At 40.1% G+C, this 19491-nt stretch carries 15 protein-coding genes; 10 read left to right on the top strand and 5 right to left on the bottom strand.

What is annotated here, in order from left to right:
- Positions 1 to 62 precede the first annotated feature (62 nt).
- Together ACRD69_RS03020 and ACRD69_RS03015 are read left to right on the top strand one after the other, a co-directional pair.
- On the top strand, positions 63 to 1400 hold the full coding sequence (locus ACRD69_RS03020; RefSeq protein WP_430813585.1) for a dihydroorotase: 1338 nt from the start codon (positions 63 to 65) through the stop codon (positions 1398 to 1400).
- 139 nt (positions 1401 to 1539) lie between these two features.
- On the top strand, positions 1540 to 2046 hold the full coding sequence (locus ACRD69_RS03015) for a hypothetical protein (RefSeq protein ID WP_430813584.1): 507 nt from the start codon (positions 1540 to 1542) through the stop codon (positions 2044 to 2046).
- Positions 2047 to 2106: 60 nt separating this feature from the next.
- Here the strand turns inward: ACRD69_RS03015 and ACRD69_RS03010 are convergent, their stop codons facing one another.
- Entirely contained in the window at positions 2107 to 3366 is a 1260-nt protein-coding gene (locus tag ACRD69_RS03010; RefSeq protein ID WP_430813583.1) for an aspartate kinase, read from the bottom strand.
- Between the two features lie 161 nt (positions 3367 to 3527).
- Between ACRD69_RS03010 and fbp the strand changes: the two genes are divergently transcribed.
- Both fbp and mfd read left to right on the top strand, forming a co-directional pair.
- Positions 3528 to 4553 carry a class 1 fructose-bisphosphatase gene (gene fbp, locus ACRD69_RS03005; RefSeq protein WP_430813582.1) on the top strand — a complete coding sequence of 342 codons (1026 nt, stop codon included), beginning with the start codon at positions 3528 to 3530 and terminating at the stop codon, positions 4551 to 4553.
- A gap of 386 nt (positions 4554 to 4939) precedes the next feature.
- Positions 4940 to 8296: a transcription-repair coupling factor gene (mfd, locus tag ACRD69_RS03000; RefSeq protein WP_430813581.1), complete on the top strand. Its 3357-nt coding sequence runs from the start codon at positions 4940 to 4942 to the stop codon at positions 8294 to 8296.
- Positions 8297 to 8300: 4 nt separating this feature from the next.
- On the opposite strand, the gene ACRD69_RS02995 is transcribed toward mfd, so the two are convergent.
- On the bottom strand, positions 8301 to 9329 hold the full coding sequence (locus ACRD69_RS02995; RefSeq protein WP_430813580.1) for a response regulator: 1029 nt from the start codon (positions 9327 to 9329) through the stop codon (positions 8301 to 8303).
- Positions 9330 to 9425: 96 nt separating this feature from the next.
- On the opposite strand from ACRD69_RS02995, the gene ACRD69_RS02990 reads away from it, so the two are divergent.
- The 6 genes from ACRD69_RS02990 to ACRD69_RS02965 all read left to right on the top strand — a co-directional run bounded on the left by ACRD69_RS02990 (position 9426) and on the right by ACRD69_RS02965 (position 16953).
- Positions 9426 to 10160, top strand: coding sequence for a type III pantothenate kinase (locus ACRD69_RS02990; protein ID WP_430813579.1), 735 nt, complete (start codon positions 9426 to 9428; stop codon positions 10158 to 10160).
- On the top strand, positions 10144 to 11487 hold the full coding sequence (gene bamG, locus ACRD69_RS02985) for a BamG family beta-barrel-assembly machinery protein (RefSeq protein WP_430813578.1): 1344 nt from the start codon (positions 10144 to 10146) through the stop codon (positions 11485 to 11487). Before ACRD69_RS02990 ends, bamG begins: the two co-directional genes overlap by 17 nt.
- Positions 11488 to 11511: 24 nt before the next feature.
- Entirely contained in the window at positions 11512 to 12870 is a 1359-nt protein-coding gene (locus ACRD69_RS02980; protein WP_430813577.1) for a tetratricopeptide repeat protein, read from the top strand.
- 4 nt (positions 12871 to 12874) lie between these two features.
- Entirely contained in the window at positions 12875 to 13453 is a 579-nt protein-coding gene (gene lptC, locus ACRD69_RS02975) for an LPS export ABC transporter periplasmic protein LptC (protein ID WP_430813576.1), read from the top strand.
- Between the two features lie 54 nt (positions 13454 to 13507).
- Positions 13508 to 14773 carry a hemolysin family protein gene (locus ACRD69_RS02970; protein ID WP_430813575.1) on the top strand — a complete coding sequence of 422 codons (1266 nt, stop codon included), beginning with the start codon at positions 13508 to 13510 and terminating at the stop codon, positions 14771 to 14773.
- A gap of 116 nt (positions 14774 to 14889) precedes the next feature.
- Positions 14890 to 16953, top strand: coding sequence for a peptidylprolyl isomerase (locus ACRD69_RS02965; protein WP_430813574.1), 2064 nt, complete (start codon positions 14890 to 14892; stop codon positions 16951 to 16953).
- Between the two features lie 50 nt (positions 16954 to 17003).
- Here ACRD69_RS02965 and cobA read toward each other — a convergent pair whose 3' ends face one another.
- Genes cobA through ACRD69_RS02950 form a run of 3 tightly spaced genes read right to left on the bottom strand, consistent with a single transcriptional unit; the run spans position 17004 to position 19486 of the window.
- On the bottom strand, positions 17004 to 18716 hold the full coding sequence (cobA, locus tag ACRD69_RS02960) for a uroporphyrinogen-III C-methyltransferase (RefSeq protein ID WP_430813573.1): 1713 nt from the start codon (positions 18714 to 18716) through the stop codon (positions 17004 to 17006).
- A gap of 27 nt (positions 18717 to 18743) precedes the next feature.
- Positions 18744 to 19244: a precorrin-2 dehydrogenase/sirohydrochlorin ferrochelatase family protein gene (locus ACRD69_RS02955; protein ID WP_430813572.1), complete on the bottom strand. Its 501-nt coding sequence runs from the start codon at positions 19242 to 19244 to the stop codon at positions 18744 to 18746.
- 14 nt (positions 19245 to 19258) lie between these two features.
- Entirely contained in the window at positions 19259 to 19486 is a 228-nt protein-coding gene (locus ACRD69_RS02950) for a DUF2061 domain-containing protein (RefSeq protein WP_430813571.1), read from the bottom strand.
- Positions 19487 to 19491: the final 5 nt, after the last annotated feature.

Below are 19491 nucleotides of genomic sequence, written 5' to 3'. Positions count from 1 at the left end.
TTAAACCGGAGGCTTAATCCCAAAACAAACTAAAGACGTATAAACTGATAAACTATAAAAACATGTCAACGCTGCTGATTAAAAATGCCACTGTCATTAATGAAGGCACCAAAACCAACGCCAGTGTATTAATAGAAAATGATTTAATTAAAGCCATCATTTCAGATGGAGAATTACCTGCAGCTGATAAGGTAATTGATGCCACAGGGTTGTTGCTGCTGCCGGGCGCCATTGACGACCAGGTGCATTTTCGTGAGCCGGGTCTGACACATAAAGCCAATATTGAAAGTGAATCGCGTGCAGCTGTGGCTGGAGGAATCACCTCCTTTATGGAGATGCCAAATACAAAACCTCAGGCTACCACACACGAGGTATTGGAAGAAAAATACAAAGCTGCTGCCAAGGTATCACCAGCCAACTATTCGTTTTATTTAGGGGCTACCAATGATAATATTGATGAAATATTAAAAACCGACCCTAAAACGATTTGCGGTATTAAAATATTTATGGGTTCATCAACAGGCAACATGCTTGTCGATGATGAGGAAACACTCGGACGTATATTTGCCGAGAGTCCGACTATTTTAACCACACATTGTGAAGACGAGGCTACTATACAGGAAAATACAACCATTTATAAAAACAAGTTTGGCGAAGACATGCCATTTAAATACCATCCGGTTATTCGCTCAGCAGAAGCTTGTTATAAATCATCAAAAAAAGCATCGACACTGGCTCGTAAGCATGGTGCGCGACTTCACATACTGCACCTGAGTTCTGCCGAAGAACTGGACTTACTAGATAAGGACCTGCCTCTTAAAGACAAAAAGGTGACAGGCGAAGTGTGCGTGCATCACTTGTGGTTTACTGATAAAGACTATGACAAATACGGATCGCGCATTAAATGGAACCCGGCTGTAAAAAGCGAACACGACAGGGACGGATTGCGCAAGGGTCTTATCGATGGCAGTCTGGATGTTGTTGCAACAGACCATGCTCCACATACCATTGAAGAGAAGAATAACAAGTATTTCAGTGCACCATCGGGAGGCCCGTTAGTACAGCACGCTCTGGTTTCAATGCTTGAAATGGTAAAACAAGGGATTTTTACCTACGAGTTGGTTGTTGAAAAAATGTGTCACAACCCGGCTATTTTATTTGAGATTGAAAAACGTGGTTATATTCGCGAAGGCTATAAAGCCGATTTAGTATTGGTGAAACCCAATGAAAACTGGGAAGTAAAACCTGAAAATATACTATACAAGTGTGGCTGGTCTCCATTTGAAGGCACAAGCTTCTCGCACAAAGTAGTTCAAACATTCGTTAACGGTCAATCGGCTTATGCCAATGGCAAGGTCAATACCGAGGTAAGAGGCGAACGCCTGAGCTTCGACAGGTAAATCAGATACAAGTATCAAGATGTAAGACGCAAGACTATTTACAGCTTGTAAATCATCTTGATACCAGTAAACACAAGACATAAGACGAACAACTATTTACAGCTTGTAAATCATCCTGATACTTGATACTAAAAATCATATGAATAAGTATAAATACATAAGGCACATAACTTTGGGAGTTGTGTGCTTCTTTTTTATTTTCAATGCCTGTAAACAAAAGCCGGGAGGTTCTGTCATTGCTGACAACGATATTCCGGGCATTTGCATTGCCGATACCATTATCTACCCGGTTGTTATAAAAAATCCCGACTCGCTGGATCTTTGGACGGAGCAGTGTCTGAGCCAATTGGAGCGCAGACAGTTTGTTGACCAACTATTTGATGCTGTATACAACCACAAAGCAAAGGCCTTTAGCTACTTTGATCACGAAGAATTGTCAACATCAGATATAAAAGCCATTGAAAAGCAGGAAGACTTTAGCAGGGATAAGGTGGCCAAATTACAATTTTGGGAGACATGGCATTTCGATGAGCAACAACTTGTCATGACCAAAAAGGTACATGCCGTACTACTGGCCTACGAGTTTCTGACCGAAGACGGTGAGCTACGCGGCTACAAAGCAGCTTTTTATGTGAAGATGAATTAAGTTAAAGAACTGTGATCCATTACACATTTCAATCCCTAAACTTATCAACATCTGACATCCTTAAAACTTCCACTCTGAAGCTTTTAAAACGTAACGGGCAGTTTTTCGGCTAACCTGTGAATCAACCACCTCTTTACCGCCAAGCATTTCATCAATGGCCGCCTTGTTGTAATGGCGAATTGTTACCAGCTCCATTTCATCATTGTATCGCAAGTCGAATTGTACCTGAAGCTCCTCAATAGCGGCCTTCACATATTTTGAATCATCAACACAAACTGAAAAGTTAAGTGCTGAAGTTTGCATCATATTCAGGCTAACCCTGTGCTTCGAGAAAACATGGAAGATGTCGCTCAGGCTTTCTTCCACGATAAAAGAAAAATCCTTTGGCGACATAGAGATAAGTATCTGGTTTCGCTTTAACACAAATATGGGTTGCAACGCTCCGCTTTGCTCACTTGATTTAATAATTGTTCCGGCGTTATGTGGCTCTACAAATGACTTTACCAACAGTGGAATTTTCTTGTTTTGCAGAGGCTTTAAAGTTTTGGGATGAATGACCTGAGCACCGTAATAAGTCAGCTCAATGGCCTCCCAGTATGATAGTTCATCAATTTTAGTGGCTTTAGGATACCAGCGCGGGTCAGCATTGAGCACACCCGGAACATCTTTCCATATAGCCAGGTATTCAGCATCTAGTACATGGGCGATAATAGCTCCCGTATAATCCGAACCCTCGCGCCCTAAAGTTGTGGTCAGGTTATTCTCTGTAGAGGCAATAAACCCCTGTGTAACAAACAGCTTACCATCACCATTAACACATAAGCCCGCCAGCAACTCTTTTGTCAGTTCCCAGTTAACATTGGCACTTCTGTAACAATCATCACTCCTGATGTAGCGACGGATATCAAGCCACTCATTAAGCTGCCCTGCAGCATTCAGATAAGCACTTACAATTGTTGTACTTAGCAACTCGCCAAATGGCACGATCTGATCGTATTCAAAATCATAATTCAACGAAGGTTCACTTTCCAGTTTAGTTTTAAGTTGAAGCAGGAGGTCTTCAATACAATTCTTATCCAGTTCTGCCAGCTCATTGACAATATCATAATGATAAGCACATAAAGCGTCGTAGCGTTGCTCCAGCAATGACCTGTCGCCTTTCATATAAGCCTCCACAATAGCTTCCATGGCATTGGTCGTTTTACCCATTGCCGATATGACTATGAATAACTGCCCGTCGTACTGCTTTATGATCTGTGCCAGATTTCTGACTCCGGCACCATCTTTAACCGATGCCCCTCCAAATTTGAATACTCTCATGCTATAAAATTACATCTTCAATTGGTTTCGTAAAAACCTGCGAAATAAAAAATCACTTTCAATTTATAACTATTTCCTTTCACCACACAACAAGTGAGCCTTGTCATTGTTAAAAATCAAACCATTGGATAATCTTACAGTCTATTACTAAAACCAATAATATGACAAAATTCGAAGTTACTACCTTAAACGAATTCATCCTTAAGAGCCAGATGGAGCTGGAGTATAAGGCAGACGGGGGATTCTCACACATGCTGCACCACCTGGGAACAGCCGCCCGTATTGTCAACAGGGAAGTTAATAAAGCCGGTCTTGTTGACATACTTGGGGAAGCAGGCAATACAAATGTACAGGGAGAAGATCAGAAAAAACTGGACATCATTGCCAATGAGTATTTCATTGATGCCATGCACAGTTGTGGTGAAATTTGCGCCATTGCCTCAGAAGAGAACGAAAGCTTCATCTTCTTTGATGATGAAATCGCTAAAAATGCCAAGTACGTCTTTATGATGGATCCGCTTGACGGCTCATCCAACATTGATGTGAACGTATCCATTGGTACAATCTTTTCCATTTACAAGCGCATTACACCTGAAGGCACGCAGGCCACCATGGAAGATTTCTTACAAAAAGGCACTGAACAGGTAGCATCGGGCTACATTCTATACGGCAGTTCAACCATGCTGGTATATACAACCGGTGATGGTGTTAACGGCTTTACCCTCGACCCTTCTATCGGTGAATTTTGCCTGTCGCACCAAACGATTAAAACACCAGAAGATGGAACCATATACTCTATCAACGAAGGGAATTACAAGAAATTCCCCAAAGGGGTGAAAAGATATATTAAGTTTTGCCAGGAAAGAGACAAAAAAACCAGCCGTCCTTATTCATCGCGCTACATTGGCTCACTGGTTTCTGATTTCCACCGTAACCTGCTCAAAGGTGGTATCTTTATTTATCCTGAATTTGAAAATGCACCCACTGGCAAACTGCGCCTGCTTTACGAATGTAATCCGATTGCCTTTTTAGCAGAACAGGCAGGTGGTAAGGCTACCAATGGCGAACAACGCATAATGGAGCTGCAACCAACATCACTCCACCAGCGAACACCATTTTATACCGGATCAAAGAATATGATCGATAAGGTGGAACAATACCTGAAAAAATACGGTAAGGAGAGTTGATTCAATTATAGTATATACTCCTTCAAAGAGGCTGTTCATAAATAAAAAGCTTTCTCGCAAAGAACGCAAAAAAGAAAGTGTGCAAAGTTCGCAAAGAATTGCTTGAAAAAGCAATATACTTTGCGGTCTTTGCGTATTTCATAGTGCTGCGATAGCTATCGCACTTTGCGTGCAATTTAACTTTCGGAAAGCCTCTTTATTTTCCATCTAATCATCTGGTAATAATGGATTTTAAGAAATAAAACTCCAGGTTCTATACATAGGACAGATATTACAGCTGTTTATTAAGCTATGATCGCTGGTCACCGGTCTACTAACAAAGACACTTTCCTCCACCTGATGTAGTCTTTCACATTTTCTTTACTTTTGCATCAAAACAACAGAACGTGGAGATTAGCCAGATACTTGAATTATTTAGGAACGACCATCGGGTAAAGTCGATTGAGCATACAATTTCTAATTCCGACAGCAGACTTTGTTTAAAGGGATTAAGCGGAAGTCTTAAGGCAGTCATTCAGGCATCTTTATTATCAAAAGGACCACATCTGGTTGTTATGAATGACCGCGAAGAAGCGGCTTATCTGTATAATGACATCGCACAGTTATGCGGTAACAAACACGTTTCTTTTCTGCCTTCATCCTATAAGCGTTCTCCTGAATATGGACAAAAGGATTCGCAAAACGTACTGCTGCGCACTGAAGCATTAAGCCAATTACACAATAATAATAAAGACCTTTTTGTTGTCACCTACCCCGAGGCATTAATCGAGCGTGTGTTAACAGCCGAGTCTCTCGAGGAAAATCGCCTGATTGTCAACACTGGCGATCAACTTGATATTTCATTTATCACTGACGTACTGAATGAATATCATTTCCAACGTGTGGATTTTGTATTTGAACCGGGGCAATATTCAGTGCGAGGCAGTATTGTTGATGTTTATTCTTTTTCTGATGAAGATCCTTACCGCATCGATTTCTTTGGTGATGAAGTGGATAGCATCCGAAAGTTTAATCTTGAGAATCAGCTGTCAAAAGAAAAGCTGGAGCAGGTGATCATTGTTCCCAACCTGACAGAGAATCAAGAATCAAGAGAACTTACCTCGCTATCTGACTACTTGCCTTCTCAATGCAAAATATGGGTTGAAAGTTTCGACTTTATTGAACAGCGAATGACTGCTATCAATGATAAAATAGCAGCCCATACCTTTGTAGTTGATGAAGAAGATGAGGAGAAAAGCTACAGCTTTCTGACAGAAAAAGACATTTGCGATTTTAAAGCCTTCTTTAAGGGATGTCAGAACTATCCGATCATAGCATTGGGCAATGATGTTCACTTAACTAATGCAACAAGCATTGAATTTAATTCAGCACCTCAACCTGTTTTCCATAAAAACTTTGAATTACTGGAAGAGAACCTGAAGGAAAAACAGCGTGAAGAATACGACTGCTATATATTATCTGATAATCCCAAACAGTTTGAGCGGCTGCAGGCTATTTTTCACGACAGAGGCATTAAACTAAAATACAGCGAAATAAACCACAGTCTGCACGAAGGATTTATTGACCATGATGCCAGGTTATGCTTCTACACCGATCATCAGATATTTGAGCGTTACCATAAATTCTCGCTTCGTACCGAAAAAGCCAAAGCTGCTCAGCAGGCCATATCCTTAAAGGAACTGAATCGCCTTAATCCCGGAGACTTTGTTGTACACATTGACCATGGTGTTGGTCGTTTTGGAGGCCTGGTAACCCAAAGCGTTAATGGCAAACCCCAGGAAGCCATTCGACTTGTTTACAGGGACAATGACGTACTATTGGTCAACATCCATTCCCTTCACCGCATCAGTAAATTTAAGGGCAAAGAAGGGACACCTCCAAAAATAAACAAGCTGGGAACGGCTGCCTGGTCCAAACTGAAAGAAAAAACAAAGAAAAAGGTAAAAGATATAGCCCGTGAGCTAATTGCCCTGTATGCCAAACGAAAGGCAGAACCAGGCTTTACATATTCACCGGACACCTATCTTCAAACAGAGCTTGAAGCCTCTTTCTTTTTTGAAGATACACCCGACCAAACCAAAGCAACCGTTTCGGTTAAGGACGATATGGAAAAATCGACGCCAATGGATCGGCTGGTTTGTGGCGATGTTGGTTTTGGTAAAACTGAGATTGCTATCCGCGCCGCCTTTAAAGCTGTTGCCGACAATAAGCAGGTTGCTGTTTTGGTACCAACAACGATTCTTGCTCTTCAGCATTATCAGACTTTTAAGGAGCGTTTGAAAGATTTCCCGGCAAACATAGACTATGTAAGTCGCTTACGTAAACCCAAAGACATAAAAAATGCTCTTAAGAAACTAAAAGAGGGGCAGGTTGATATTTTAATCGGCACACACCGCCTGACAGGTAAAGATGTTGAATTCAAAGACCTTGGCCTTTTAATCATTGATGAAGAGCAACGCTTTGGTGTAGCAATCAAGGAAAAACTCAAGCAACTAAAAGTTAATGTAGATACCCTTACCTTAACAGCAACACCAATACCACGTACTTTACAATTTTCTCTAATGGGAGCCCGTGACCTGTCAATTCTGAATACGGCACCTCCCAACCGCCATCCCATCATTACAGAGCTGCATGTGATGAATGAGGAAATCATTAAAGAAGCCATCTTATACGAGGTAGAACGTGGCGGACAGGTATTCTTTATCAATAACCGGGTTCAGAATATTATGGAAGTTCAGGCCATGGTCAACCGTATTTTACCTGAGATAAAAACCGTTGTAGCTCATGGCCAGATGGAAGGCCCCAAGCTGGAGAAGATCATGCTTGATTTTATTGAAGGTGAATATGACGTATTGATAGCTACCACCATTATTGAATCAGGGCTTGACATTCCTAATGCCAACACCATCATCATTAACAATGCCCATAACTTTGGATTGAGTGAACTTCACCAGTTGAGGGGACGTGTAGGACGCTCAAACAAAAAAGCATTCTGTTACCTGATGGCACCTCCTTTATCAACACTAACGCAGGAAGCACGTCGACGATTAAAGATTGTTGAGGAATTCTCAGACCTGGGCAGTGGATTTAACATTGCAATGCAGGATTTGGATATCAGGGGTGCCGGTGATGTGCTGGGTGGCGAACAAAGTGGTTTTATATCAGATATCGGTTATGAAACCTACCAGCGCATATTAAACGAAGCGCTACTTGAATTAAGGGAAACAGAATACAAAGAAACATTTGAAGAGGAGGAAAATGAGAACCCAACTGTTTTTGTTACCGATTGTGTGATCGAGACAGATACAGAGCTGCGCCTTCCCGACAGCTATATTGAAAATGTAGCGGAACGAATGCATCTCTACCGCGAACTGGATAACATGGAGGAAGAAGAGGCACTGGTGAACTTCGAAAACAACCTGGTTGATCGTTTTGGCCCTATACCCGAATCAGGTCAACGTCTTTTTGAACTGGTCCGCATCCGGCGAATGGCTAAAACAATGGGTATTGAGAAGATTATTTTCAAGAATAACCTGCTGTATTTCTATTTTGTATCTAACCAGGATTCACCTTTTTACCAATCGTCGATCTTTAGCGGTATTTTAATGTGGATCCAACACAATTCAAAGAAAGCCACCATGAAAGAAGGTAAGGAAAAACTATACCTGGTGATGCGCGATATTCAGTCAATAAAAGAAGTGAAGGAACTGGTTGGCAACATGCATAAAACAATACACGGATAAAACCCTATTGGGGTAAAAATATTAATTCATAAACTTTACCCGCAGCATCATAAATTTCATGCAGGCCAAAATTAAACTGTTTTCCATTATTAGTGAAAATGACCTGCTTATCATCTGTTTCACTAAATTGAAAAGATTCAGGCATTTGCTTCAGGCGCTTGTTACTCAATTCCATACCGTCGAATAATGAATGAGCTGCAACTGATTTAATTTTCATCCTGCTATCGGTTATAAAGTATGGCAACTGTTTATTTGCCATATAGTTCAGTAGCACCTCTCCTCTTTTTTTAGCATATACAGCCTGACTATTATCCATTAAGGTCACCTGAAGGGATTTCTTTTTATTAAAGATTATTGAAGCCCCGGATATCTGGGCATATAAGGATTGGCCATGCACGTCGTTCATAGCGATATTAACAGAATCAAATCCGTGCCCGTTTATGGTAAATTCATCGAGTAACTGCCTGACACACTCCTTATCTTTCTCACTAATAAAATCAATGTATGGAGACAGTAAAACATCTTCCATATAATGCGTTTTAAAAAGATCGAGTGCCAGGTTATTGAGATACTGAATACGCCCATCCTGCAGGATCATCAATGGCATTGAAGCTTCACTGATAAACTGACGATAGCCTCTTTCCCGTTCTCTTTGTTCCTGGTCAACTTTATGCTTGTAATAGGCCAGATCAATAGCAATCCCCAATTCCTTTTTATTGACAGGTTTAATTAAAAAACCATATGAATTGGATACTATGGCCCGCTTTATCACCTGGCTGCTTGTATCTGATGAAACATATATAACAGGAATATCGAGTTCACGCCTTAACTGTTCGGCCGTATGTATACCATCCAATTCCCCTTCAAGGTGAATATCCATCAACACGACATCAGGCCTTAAACGATGACAAAGATCCACAGCGTCCTTTCCTTCTGCACATCTGCCGATCATCTCATGGCCAAGCTCGCGCAAAAACATGGTAAAAATCGCCGAGATAAACTTATCATCTTCAACAACAAGGACTTTTCGCATAAAAAAGTATCATTATCTAAACATGCTGCCCCGACAATTCGTATCTTTGCAGCTGTTTTTAGGGTAAAACGAAATATGGTTTAGTTACAATTTAGCGTGAATTTAGTTATTGACAGAGGAAATACACAGGTTAAATACGGGATTTTTGACCAGTGTCAGCTTATACATTCCGACTATTCGGATTTTCTTGACAAACAGCATGTCAAACAATTATCTGAAAAGTTCCATATCGAGAGAATTATTGTATCAACGGTTGTTAATGATCGTCATAAGGAGCTAATCAATAACCTTAGCCTGATCAACTGCCCTATTGTTGAACTGAACACCGATACACCTTTACCTTTTCAGTGGCATTATCAGTCAAAAGAAACCATTGGAAAAGATCGACTGGCAGCAGTAGCCGGTGCCATCAGCTTATATGCTAATTGCAACCTCTTGGTTATTGATGCAGGCACAGCGATTACCTACGAAGTTGTCAATGATAACAATGAGTTTCTGGGCGGAAATATTTCCCCGGGCATGGCAATGCGCTTCAAGGCACTGAATACATTTACCAGCAGACTGCCTTTACTGGATAAAAACCCGGATCAGCAACTTATTGGGGAATCAACAACCGGCGCCATACAGGCAGGTGTTCAAAATGGCGTGGTATTCGAAATAGATGGATTAATCAATGAATTGTCAATGCAATACAAACACTTAAAAACAATTATAACAGGGGGTGATGCAGAATTTTTTGCTCAGAAGTTAAAAAATCCCATCTTTGTACATCCTAATTTAGTACTTATTGGACTTAACAGAATTCTAGAATACAATGCACAATATATATAAGGTTCTTGTAACTTTCTTTTTAGTAGCGATTACAGTATTTTCAGCTACTGCACAAAACAGAACATATTCGCCTTATTCGCGCTATGGTCTTGGTGAAATACAGGACGGTGGCTTTGGCCGTAATGCTGCGATGGGTAATACCGGAATTGCGCTAAGCAGTTCATATAATCTGAATAATTTAAATCCTGCTTCCTATTTTAGCATGGATTCTATCTCATTCTTTTTTGAAGGTGGTGTAACCGGTTTTGACCAAAAGATTAAAACCAACGATATGGAAGCTCAGTTTTCAGATATGAACTTCTCATATTTTGCAATTGGTTTCCCGGTAGCCAAATGGGGCTTTATGTCAATTGGTGTTAAACCCGAGTCTTTGGTTGGTTATAAGTTTTTTGACGATAATGAATCAACAGACATTCCAATTACTGATGGTAATTATACAAGATCAAACTATCAGGGTGATGGCAACACAACAAAGGCCTATGCCGGAATAGCATTGAGTCCGATCGATAACCTGTCATTCGGTGCACATTTCTCATATGTATTCGGGAAGGTAAGCCACTACTCCATTGCTCAGTTCCCTAACGATCCGAATGCTTTTAAACTTGTTACATCAGAGCAGATATCTGTTAATGATATTTACATGGACTTTGGTGTTCAATATCGTCTAAAACTAAAGGATAGACATAACATGGTTTTTGGAGCCATCTATAATCCAAAAACAGGAGTAAAAGGTAAACTAAAGAAGTTAGTTGCCGCCGGAACTAACTTTAATCAGGATGGTGTAACAATAATTAACGCAGATACATTGAGTTTTACTGAAACAAAATTCAACGGAAATGCGTTAGAATTGCCAGAGAAATTTGGTTTCGGGGTTGCCTATAACATTGACGACCTGTTAACAGTAACCGCTGACTATAGTATTGCCAAGTGGAGTGACACCGAATTCCCAAGCCTCTCAACATCAACAACTGACCCAAATGCCTTTACTATAGGTGATGAGCAAACCTTCGCCTTTGGGCTTGAATATATACCAAACTACAGGAGCGCAAGTTTCTACCCTAGTCGCATTAAGTATCGTCTTGGTACATCTTATAAACAGGAGTACCTCATCACCCCTGCTGCTGCAGGAGGCAATCATTTGGAAGACTTTGGCATAACTTTTGGAATGGGATTACCATTGAAAAGAAGTAAAACGTCTTTCAACCTTGCATTCGAATGGGGACAACGAGGCAGTACCGACAATAGTTTAGTAAAAGAAAACTATATGCGCTTTACAATGAACCTTACATTACATGAGTATTGGTTCAGGAAACGGAAATTTGATTAAAACTAATACAAAAACCAGAATACCATGCCAATGAAAATTGCTACATTATTAATTGCAGGACTATTATTTACTGGTTCTGTTTTTGCTCAAAAGGGAGTAGAAGATGGGTCGAAGTATGGCCACGGTGAAGATAGCTTAAGATGTTTGGAAAATCTATCACTCTATTACGAGTATTACAAACAAAAAAATTACGCTGAAGCGTTTCCAAAGTGGGAAATTGCATTTAACGAATGCCCGGCTTCAAACAAAAACTTATACTCTCACGGTGAGAGAATCGTAGAATCTCTTTACCGAAAGGAAAAAGATGCAGCTAAAAAAGCTGAGTACTATGATCTTTTAATGAAAGTTTACGACCAGCGCGCCAAATACTTTGGTAATGACAAAAAGTACCCTACCGCTTATATCATGGGTAAAAAGGCCATTACTATGTTGCGCTACAACCGTAACAATCCTGAGGTAATCAAAGAAGCTCAGCCTTTATTAGAGGATGGATACAAACAACTTGGTAACAGAACTCAACCTCCTGCATTACTAACTTATATGGCCAACAGTGCTGCCATGTATAAAATGGATGCTTTATCAGGAGAAAAATTAGTTGAGGTTTATACTAATGTTACAACGACACTTGGTAAGCAGAAAGAAGCAACTAAGGAAGCTAACAAGCCAAAATTACAGGAAGTAATTAACCAGGTAGAAGGATTATTCGCGCAAAGCGGAGCCGCTAACTGTGAAACTTTAGCTGAAATTTTTGGTCCTCAATTAGCTGATCACACAACTGACCTTGCGTGGTTGAAGCGTGTTAACCGCCTGTTGGCAAAAGGTGACTGTGGTGAGTCTGAATTATTTTACCAGTCATCAGAATACCTTCACAAGATCGAGCCTTCAGCTTCATCTGCCTTTGGTTTATCTCGTATGTACATGAAAACAGGTGATTCTGACAAAGCTATTGGTTTCCTTACCGAGGCCATTACTTTAGAAGAAGACCCATTAAGTAAGGCTAAATACCACAATACACTTGGTTTGATCTACATGTCTAAAAAGCAGTACAGCAAAACAAGAGCAGAAGCCCGCAAAGCAATAGCATTACGCGGCGACTGGGGTGCTCCTTACATTTTAATTGGTAAAGCATACGCGGCAGGAGCATCATCATACGGAAGTAAAGAATTTGAAAAGAAAACCGTATACTGGGCTGCAGTAGACCAGTTTCAGAAGGCCAAGTCTGTAGATGCTGAAGCATTAGCAGAAGCTAATGAGAACATAGCCCTTTATTCGCAGTACTTCCCTAACACTGAAGAGATCTTCTTCCAGGGACTAAAAGTAGGTGATTCGTACAATGTAGGGGGTTGGATTAGTGTAACAACAACTGTAAGAGCTAAAAAATAAAGCTTTGATACCTTTATTTAGAAATAGAATTAAATCAACATATACAGCAAGCAGTATTGTACTGCTTGCTGTTTATTTTTTACTATCGGCTTGTCAGTCTAACAAGCCTGAGGAAATTGCCGCCATAACAAACCGCGAAGAAATCCCATCTCTTATTTATGATGAACTGGAGATGGAACTTACAGATTCGGGGCGTGTGGTGCAACGCTTAATTTCGCCAAAAGTATTACGCTACGACAGAGTAAAAGAACCATATATTGATTTCCCCGAAGGGCTTCATGTTATCATGTACCAGCCGAATGGTGAGATTGATGCGCAGATCAAATGCAGAAACGCCATTCATTATGAAGACAAAAGGCTATGGGAACTTAATATTGATGTCGAAGCCATGAACCGCAAGGGTGAAGTATTAAATACCGAGCAACTATTTTGGGATACCAAAAACAAACGTATCTATTCCGACAAGTTTGTGTCTATCAACCAAGAAGGCAGTGTATATACCGGCACAGGGTTTGAATCTGATGAAAAAATGGAAAAATGGCATATCAACAATCTGCAGGGAGATCTTGAGTTTGAAGAATAGAAGCCGTTTAACAACTTTTTCCTATCTTTCCTTTTTAATACGTCTTGCTCATACATGAATGAATACATAATAACTATTGCTCTTACCCTGTTGCTATCCGCTTTTTTCTCGGGGTGTGAAATGGCTTTTTTTAGCTCTAACAAACTATTGCTGGAGTTAAACAAAAAGAAATATCCAATACCGGCACGAATCATTGATCGTTTTGTACGTAATCCTGGTATATTTCTTTCCACCATTTTAATTGGCAACAACGTTGCTTTAGTTATTTATGGTTTAAATATGGCTGAGTTGATTAAACCAACCATTAGCCAATATTTCCAATCAGACATTGCCATATTATTAAGTCAAACCGCCTTTTCAACGCTGATAATACTGATTACAGCAGAATTTTTACCCAAAACCCTCTTTCGCATTCATCCCACTTTCATTCTTAATGTCTTTGCTGTTCCATTACTTTTCTTCTATACGTTTTTTTATCCCATAAGCAGATTAACCATGGGCGTATCTGATTTCATCATTAAATCGCTCTTAAAAGCCCGTTCCGTGCCCGAACAAGGCAACTGGATGCTTAGTAAGGTTGACCTGGACAACTTACTTACAGAACACCATGAGAAGAGTGATAAGGATGATGAAGGTGCCAATGAGATTAAATTATTGAAAAACGCATTGGATTTCTCCAAGCTGAAAATTCGCGAATGCATTATTCCCCGAACTGAATTACAGGTAATTGAAGTAAACGACGAATTAGAGCCTTTGCGTAAACAGTTTATGGAAACAGGGCTTTCTAAAATACTGGTTTACAAAGACAGTATCGACAATATCATTGGCTATGTTCATGTTTCATCCCTCTTTAAAAACCCAAAGAAGCTAAGAAACATCGTTAGCCCGATATCAATCATCCCTGAAACGATGACTGCCAACAAAGTACTTGAACTTTTTACCAAAGAACACAAAAGTATTGCGCTTGTTGTTGACGAATTTGGAGGAACTGCAGGTATTGTTACCCTTGAAGATATACTGGAAGAGATTTTCGGTGAAATAAATGATGAGCACGATATATTAGAACATATTGAAGAACAGGTTAGTGATAGCGAATACCGATTCTCGGCACGGCTGGAAATAGATTACCTCAATGAGAAATACCCCATTTCACTTCCACAATCAGATGATTATGAGACCATTGCCGGACTCATCCTTTTTCACAACCAGTCCATTCCTGAAATAAACGACATCATCAAAATAGGACAATTTACCTTTCAGATTTTAGAAGCGAGCAATGCACGAATAGAGTTAGTGAAAGTGAGTTTCGAAGCCGATTAATCGTTAATAAAAAACTTTCTTCCGGCAAAGATGAAAGGCCCTTATCGCATGTCCCATTTTTTTGTATATTCGTAACCTGATTTTAAAATCTACATAATTTTATAAGTAATAACAGAATGGCAACATTAGAGAGAATTAGAAATAAATCTGGATTACTCATTATCGTGATTGCGATTGGACTTGCGGCTTTCCTTTTGGGAGATTTGATGAGTTCGGGAGATTCCATTTTTAGACGACGTAACATGCAGATTGCTGAAATTAATGGTACTTCAGTTTCTTATCCTGAATACCAGAGCTACGTAACGGAGTTGGAAGACTACTATAAATTAAACTCACGTTCTTCAGCATTAGATGAAAATACTTCATACCAGATTCGTGAGCAGGCCTGGAACCAAATGGTTCAGGACATTATCATGGATGCCAAATATGAAGAATTAGGTATAGCTGTTACTGCTGATGAAATTTTTGAGATGGCAACGGGTAAAAATGTACATCCGCAGATTCGTCAGATGTTCACTAATCCGCAAACCGGATTATTTGACAAAGAACAAGTAATGAACTTCCTTCAGCAGAAAAACCTGGATCCAAACGCTAACTTCTACTGGTTATTCCTTGAGAAGCAGATCAAGAAAGAGCGTTTGTTTGCAAAATACCGCGATTTAATCAAAAAAGGAATGTTTGTAACAACTGCACAGGCTGAAGCAGAGGCTAAGGCGAAGCAAAACAAGGTTGACTTTGATTTTGTAGTGCAACGTTACTCATCAGTTCCTGATTCAACTGTTTCTGTATCTGAAGGAGAAGTAAAAGACTACTATAACGCTCACAAAGAAAACTACAAGCAGGAAGCAACCCGCGACGTTGTTTATGTAGCGTTTGATGTTAAGCCTTCTGAAGAAGATCGTATGATGGCTAAAGAATGGATTGAGAAATCAAAAATTGAATTCGAAAACCCTGAAACAGATGCCGTTCAGTATGTGAACATGAACTCTGAGTCTAACTACATCGACCGCAACCTTAAGTTTGAGCAGTTAAGCTCAACCATGCAAGGTTTTGTTCAGGGCGCTTCAGTTAACGAAGTATACGGTCCTTACCTCGAAAATGAAACATACAAGTTATCTCGTATTGTTGCGATCAAGCAAATACCTGATTCAGTTAAAGCACGCCATATCTTAGTTAACGATCCTGTATTGGCAGATAGCTTATTTGCCTTGGTTAAAGGTGGTGCTGATTTTGCTGAGATTGCACGCGCCAATTCAAGCGATCAGGGTTCTGCCATTAACGGTGGTGACCTAGGCTGGTTTGCTGAAGGAACAATGGTTAAGCCTTTCAACGATGCTTGTTTCGAAAACAACAAAGGAGCAATTGTTAAGGTTGAATCACAATTTGGCATTCACATTATCAACGTTCAGGATAAAGGTAAGCCTGTAACAAAATACAATATTGCTACTTTAGAGCGTAACATTACTTTTAGCACAAAAACAAATCAGCAGGTATATGCACAAGCTGCTAAATTTGCATCATTAAACAACACCATTGAGAAGTTTGATGAAGCAATCAGCACCGATAACCTGGTTAAGCGCTATGGCAGAAGCATCAAAGCTAATGACCGTACTGTCAACAACATGAAACACTCGCGTGAGATGGTTCGTTGGGCGTTTGAAGCAGATATCAATGATATGTCTGACATTTTTGAATTTGGCGATTCTTACATCATTGCTTTCTTAACGGAAGCAAAAGAAGAGGGTTACCAGTCTGTAGCAGCCGTTAAAGGTTCTATTGAGAGAAAATTGCGTAACGACAAGAAGGCTGAACAGCTGATTGCTAAGTTGAACAGCAAAAAGCAAGGTAATGATATTAATGCTTTGGCTTCAGCTATTAATAGTGAGGTAATGAGTGCCAGCCAGATTGACTTTGGAGCATTCCAGGTTCCTGGCGCTGGTGTTGAGCCTGCATTAGTTGCTTTAGCTACAAGCTCAAAAACTGGCGAACTAAGCCAGCCGGTTGCCGGAAACAATGGTGTATATGTTGTAAAAGTTAACAATACAACTGAAAATACTACTGATGTTGCAGCTGAGCTGTCACAATTAAAGCAGAGTAATGGTTTCAAAGTAGATTATCAGGCTGTTGAAGCAATTCGCAGCAAAGCTGAAATCACTGACGAAAGAAGTAAATTCTTCTAGAAACAGAAGAATCTAAAATATCAAAAGCGGAGCCAAAGGCTCCGCTTTTTTTATCCTTCAAACTCTGGATGACTATTATAAACTGTTGATACATTTTTCAATTGTAACTTCTGCATGTAGGTATCCAGCACTTCTTTTGTGTACTTTCCCCTGACACTGATTTTTAAATCCAAAGGCAAAGTCAGGTGCAGTTTGAAGAAGTGATGAACAGCCCTTGGCGATGTAAAGACAACACCATAAAAATCATCAAGGTTATGATGAACGACATTCTCTGGGATAACACTCCTGTATAAATTCAATTCGAATACTTGATTCCCCAGCTTTCTTAGCTCATTAGGAAGTACATTAAAGCCATCATCTGAACAAGGTAACAGTATGGTATCATTAACCACATGGTTACGGGCCATTGACCGAATTAAGCCTTTAGCAGAATTACCAGCCGATTCAGGCTTCACTCTCAATCCGTAATCTGACAAGGCTTTTGATGTGGATTCACCAATAGAACTCAACTCTATTCCACTTAACACCCTGACATCAAACTCAAGCTCAAACAATGCTCTAAAGAAATGATGAACAGCAAAAGGAGAAGCAAATACAAGACGATCAAAGGCCCTGATATTATGAAACAATTCAACCTGCTTCTCATCCATAGACTTTGCTTCAATGCTGACCATCGGATTATGAACGAGAAGACCATCCTTTTTAAAATACCTCTTATCAGTTCCTGTATATAACCATTTCTTATGCCTGTTCACAGGTTTGCCGGCTGTTTGTCCCACAATTAACAATGCAGGTGCAGGCAATATTTTTTTGCTTGTCAATAACTCATCCAGCGTATAAGGTATTGTTTCAACTGTTGCCAAAGAAGCATTTCGCACACATGCCACTGGAGTATCATCAGGCCAGCCCTCTTTCATCAGTCGTTGGGCCCATTTCTGCTGCTGGGCTGCGCCCATGTAAAAAACAAGAGTATCTGCTTTAGGCAATTTATTATAGATCGCATCATGCCCAAGCGTAAAAGCAACCGAAGTACTTGTTCCACGCGATGTAAGAGGAATAGCTGTATCTGCCGCTGCTGCAAGCGCTGAAGTTACACCCGGTACTATTGTCACGTTTACATAGCGATCGTTCAGGTATTGATACTCCTCTGCTCCTCTTCCAAAGATCAGGGGATCTCCTCCTTTTAAGCGTAAAACCTTTTTGCCTTTTTTAGCCGATGCATAGAGGAGCTTGTTAATATCCTCCTGCCTTATACTGTGCTTACCTTTTCGCTTGCCAACATAGATCAACTCGGCCTCAAATTGCTCCAAGTACTTATCATCTAACAAATCATCATATAAAATTATCTCAGCTTCGGTAATTAAACGCTGCGCCTTCAATGTTAATAGCTCAGGATCTCCGGGACCGAAACCTGCAATACTGACCATCCCGTATGATTGTCTCAAATCGTTAGGAAAAGGCTTAAATGAATGTGTAATTTGCTCATTTAAGGCTAATAGTAGCAAAGGATTGTTTCCATCTTTGTCATTTTCAAACACAGCCAGGGGCTTAAAGTTACCACCCTGCGAATAGCGAATAGCCTCCAGCGGAATTAATATCAGGTCAACACCCTTAATAAGTAATTCCATTAATTGCTCAGTATCCAATAGTCGATCGTTTTTACAATACGACCAGGTCAGCTCCGAGTGATTCGGAGCAGCCTGCTCTATCTGACGATAAATTGAATTTAAACCTGGGATATAAGATTGAATGTGTATTTCCATATCGATATTAAATCACTGGGTTAAACTTTAAATGACCGCATTAAATTCATCACGGTATTCATCTTTACTTTTTGTTGTTCGGATAATTCCCTTTTCAGCTAAATCCCTAATCTGGTTGCGCCAATGAATAGCTGCAAATACATTCTCCCCATTGGACCCGACAGCAACAGATATTTTATCCTGCTTATAAATGGCAGGCGAAACAAAATCACAATTCTCAGGCTTATCAACCACATTGACAATGCAGCGCCTCTGATGTCCGTCATTCCTGATCTGAGTGTTCAAAACCGTATCATTTGTTGCGGCATACACCAGCAAGTGTCCATTCAAATCATCGGATTCATATGGTTTCTCAACAATTTCAATAAATGAGCGGTCCCGTATCTCGGGCACCACTTCCTTAGCAATCACCTTGATCTTTTGAGTAAAGCGCTCGAGCGATTCTATTTTATGAATGGCGACTTTTCCTCCTCCAATGATCAATATGGTTTCATCCTCAATATTGATGTTTATCGGTAAAAAATTCATGATCAATCCCTCCGTTAAATCTGATACTCCGGTTCCACTTTCTCCTTACCTATCTTAATGCGATTCCATACCCGCTCGTGTAAATAATACAAAAGCAACTTTGTAAAGACCTCAACAATACTTATAGATGCCGCAATACCCACTTTCCCGGTTACCAAATACGAAACCAGAAATGTATCGATGGTACCCGTTACCCGCCAGGATATTGTTTTTATAATGCTACGATATCTTTTGTCTTTCATAGGTC

This window comes from Carboxylicivirga agarovorans, assembly GCF_050589845.1.
GTDB lineage: Bacteria > Bacteroidota > Bacteroidia > Bacteroidales > Marinilabiliaceae > Carboxylicivirga > Carboxylicivirga agarovorans.
The sequence above is the reverse complement of the archived record's forward strand: the minus strand, read 5'-3'. Positions and strand labels throughout refer to the sequence as shown.

Excerpts from the sequence above, each read along its gene's own strand:
- ACRD69_RS02980 (WP_430813577.1), top strand. The coding sequence starts at position 11,512 with ATGCCAATGAAAATTGCTACATTATTAATTGCAGGACTATTATTTACT.
- cobA (WP_430813573.1), bottom strand. The coding sequence starts at position 18,716 with ATGGAAATACACATTCAATCTTATATCCCAGGTTTAAATTCAATTTAT.
- ACRD69_RS02955 (WP_430813572.1), bottom strand. The coding sequence starts at position 19,244 with ATGAATTTTTTACCGATAAACATCAATATTGAGGATGAAACCATATTG.
- ACRD69_RS02965 (WP_430813574.1), top strand. The coding sequence starts at position 14,890 with ATGGCAACATTAGAGAGAATTAGAAATAAATCTGGATTACTCATTATC.
- bamG (WP_430813578.1), top strand. The coding sequence starts at position 10,144 with ATGCACAATATATATAAGGTTCTTGTAACTTTCTTTTTAGTAGCGATT.
- ACRD69_RS02970 (WP_430813575.1), top strand. The coding sequence starts at position 13,508 with ATGAATGAATACATAATAACTATTGCTCTTACCCTGTTGCTATCCGCT.
- fbp (WP_430813582.1), top strand. The coding sequence starts at position 3,528 with ATGACAAAATTCGAAGTTACTACCTTAAACGAATTCATCCTTAAGAGC.
- ACRD69_RS02950 (WP_430813571.1), bottom strand. The coding sequence starts at position 19,486 with ATGAAAGACAAAAGATATCGTAGCATTATAAAAACAATATCCTGGCGG.
- ACRD69_RS03015 (WP_430813584.1), top strand. The coding sequence starts at position 1,540 with ATGAATAAGTATAAATACATAAGGCACATAACTTTGGGAGTTGTGTGC.
- ACRD69_RS02995 (WP_430813580.1), bottom strand. The coding sequence starts at position 9,329 with ATGCGAAAAGTCCTTGTTGTTGAAGATGATAAGTTTATCTCGGCGATT.
- ACRD69_RS03010 (WP_430813583.1), bottom strand. The coding sequence starts at position 3,366 with ATGAGAGTATTCAAATTTGGAGGGGCATCGGTTAAAGATGGTGCCGGA.
- ACRD69_RS03020 (WP_430813585.1), top strand. The coding sequence starts at position 63 with ATGTCAACGCTGCTGATTAAAAATGCCACTGTCATTAATGAAGGCACC.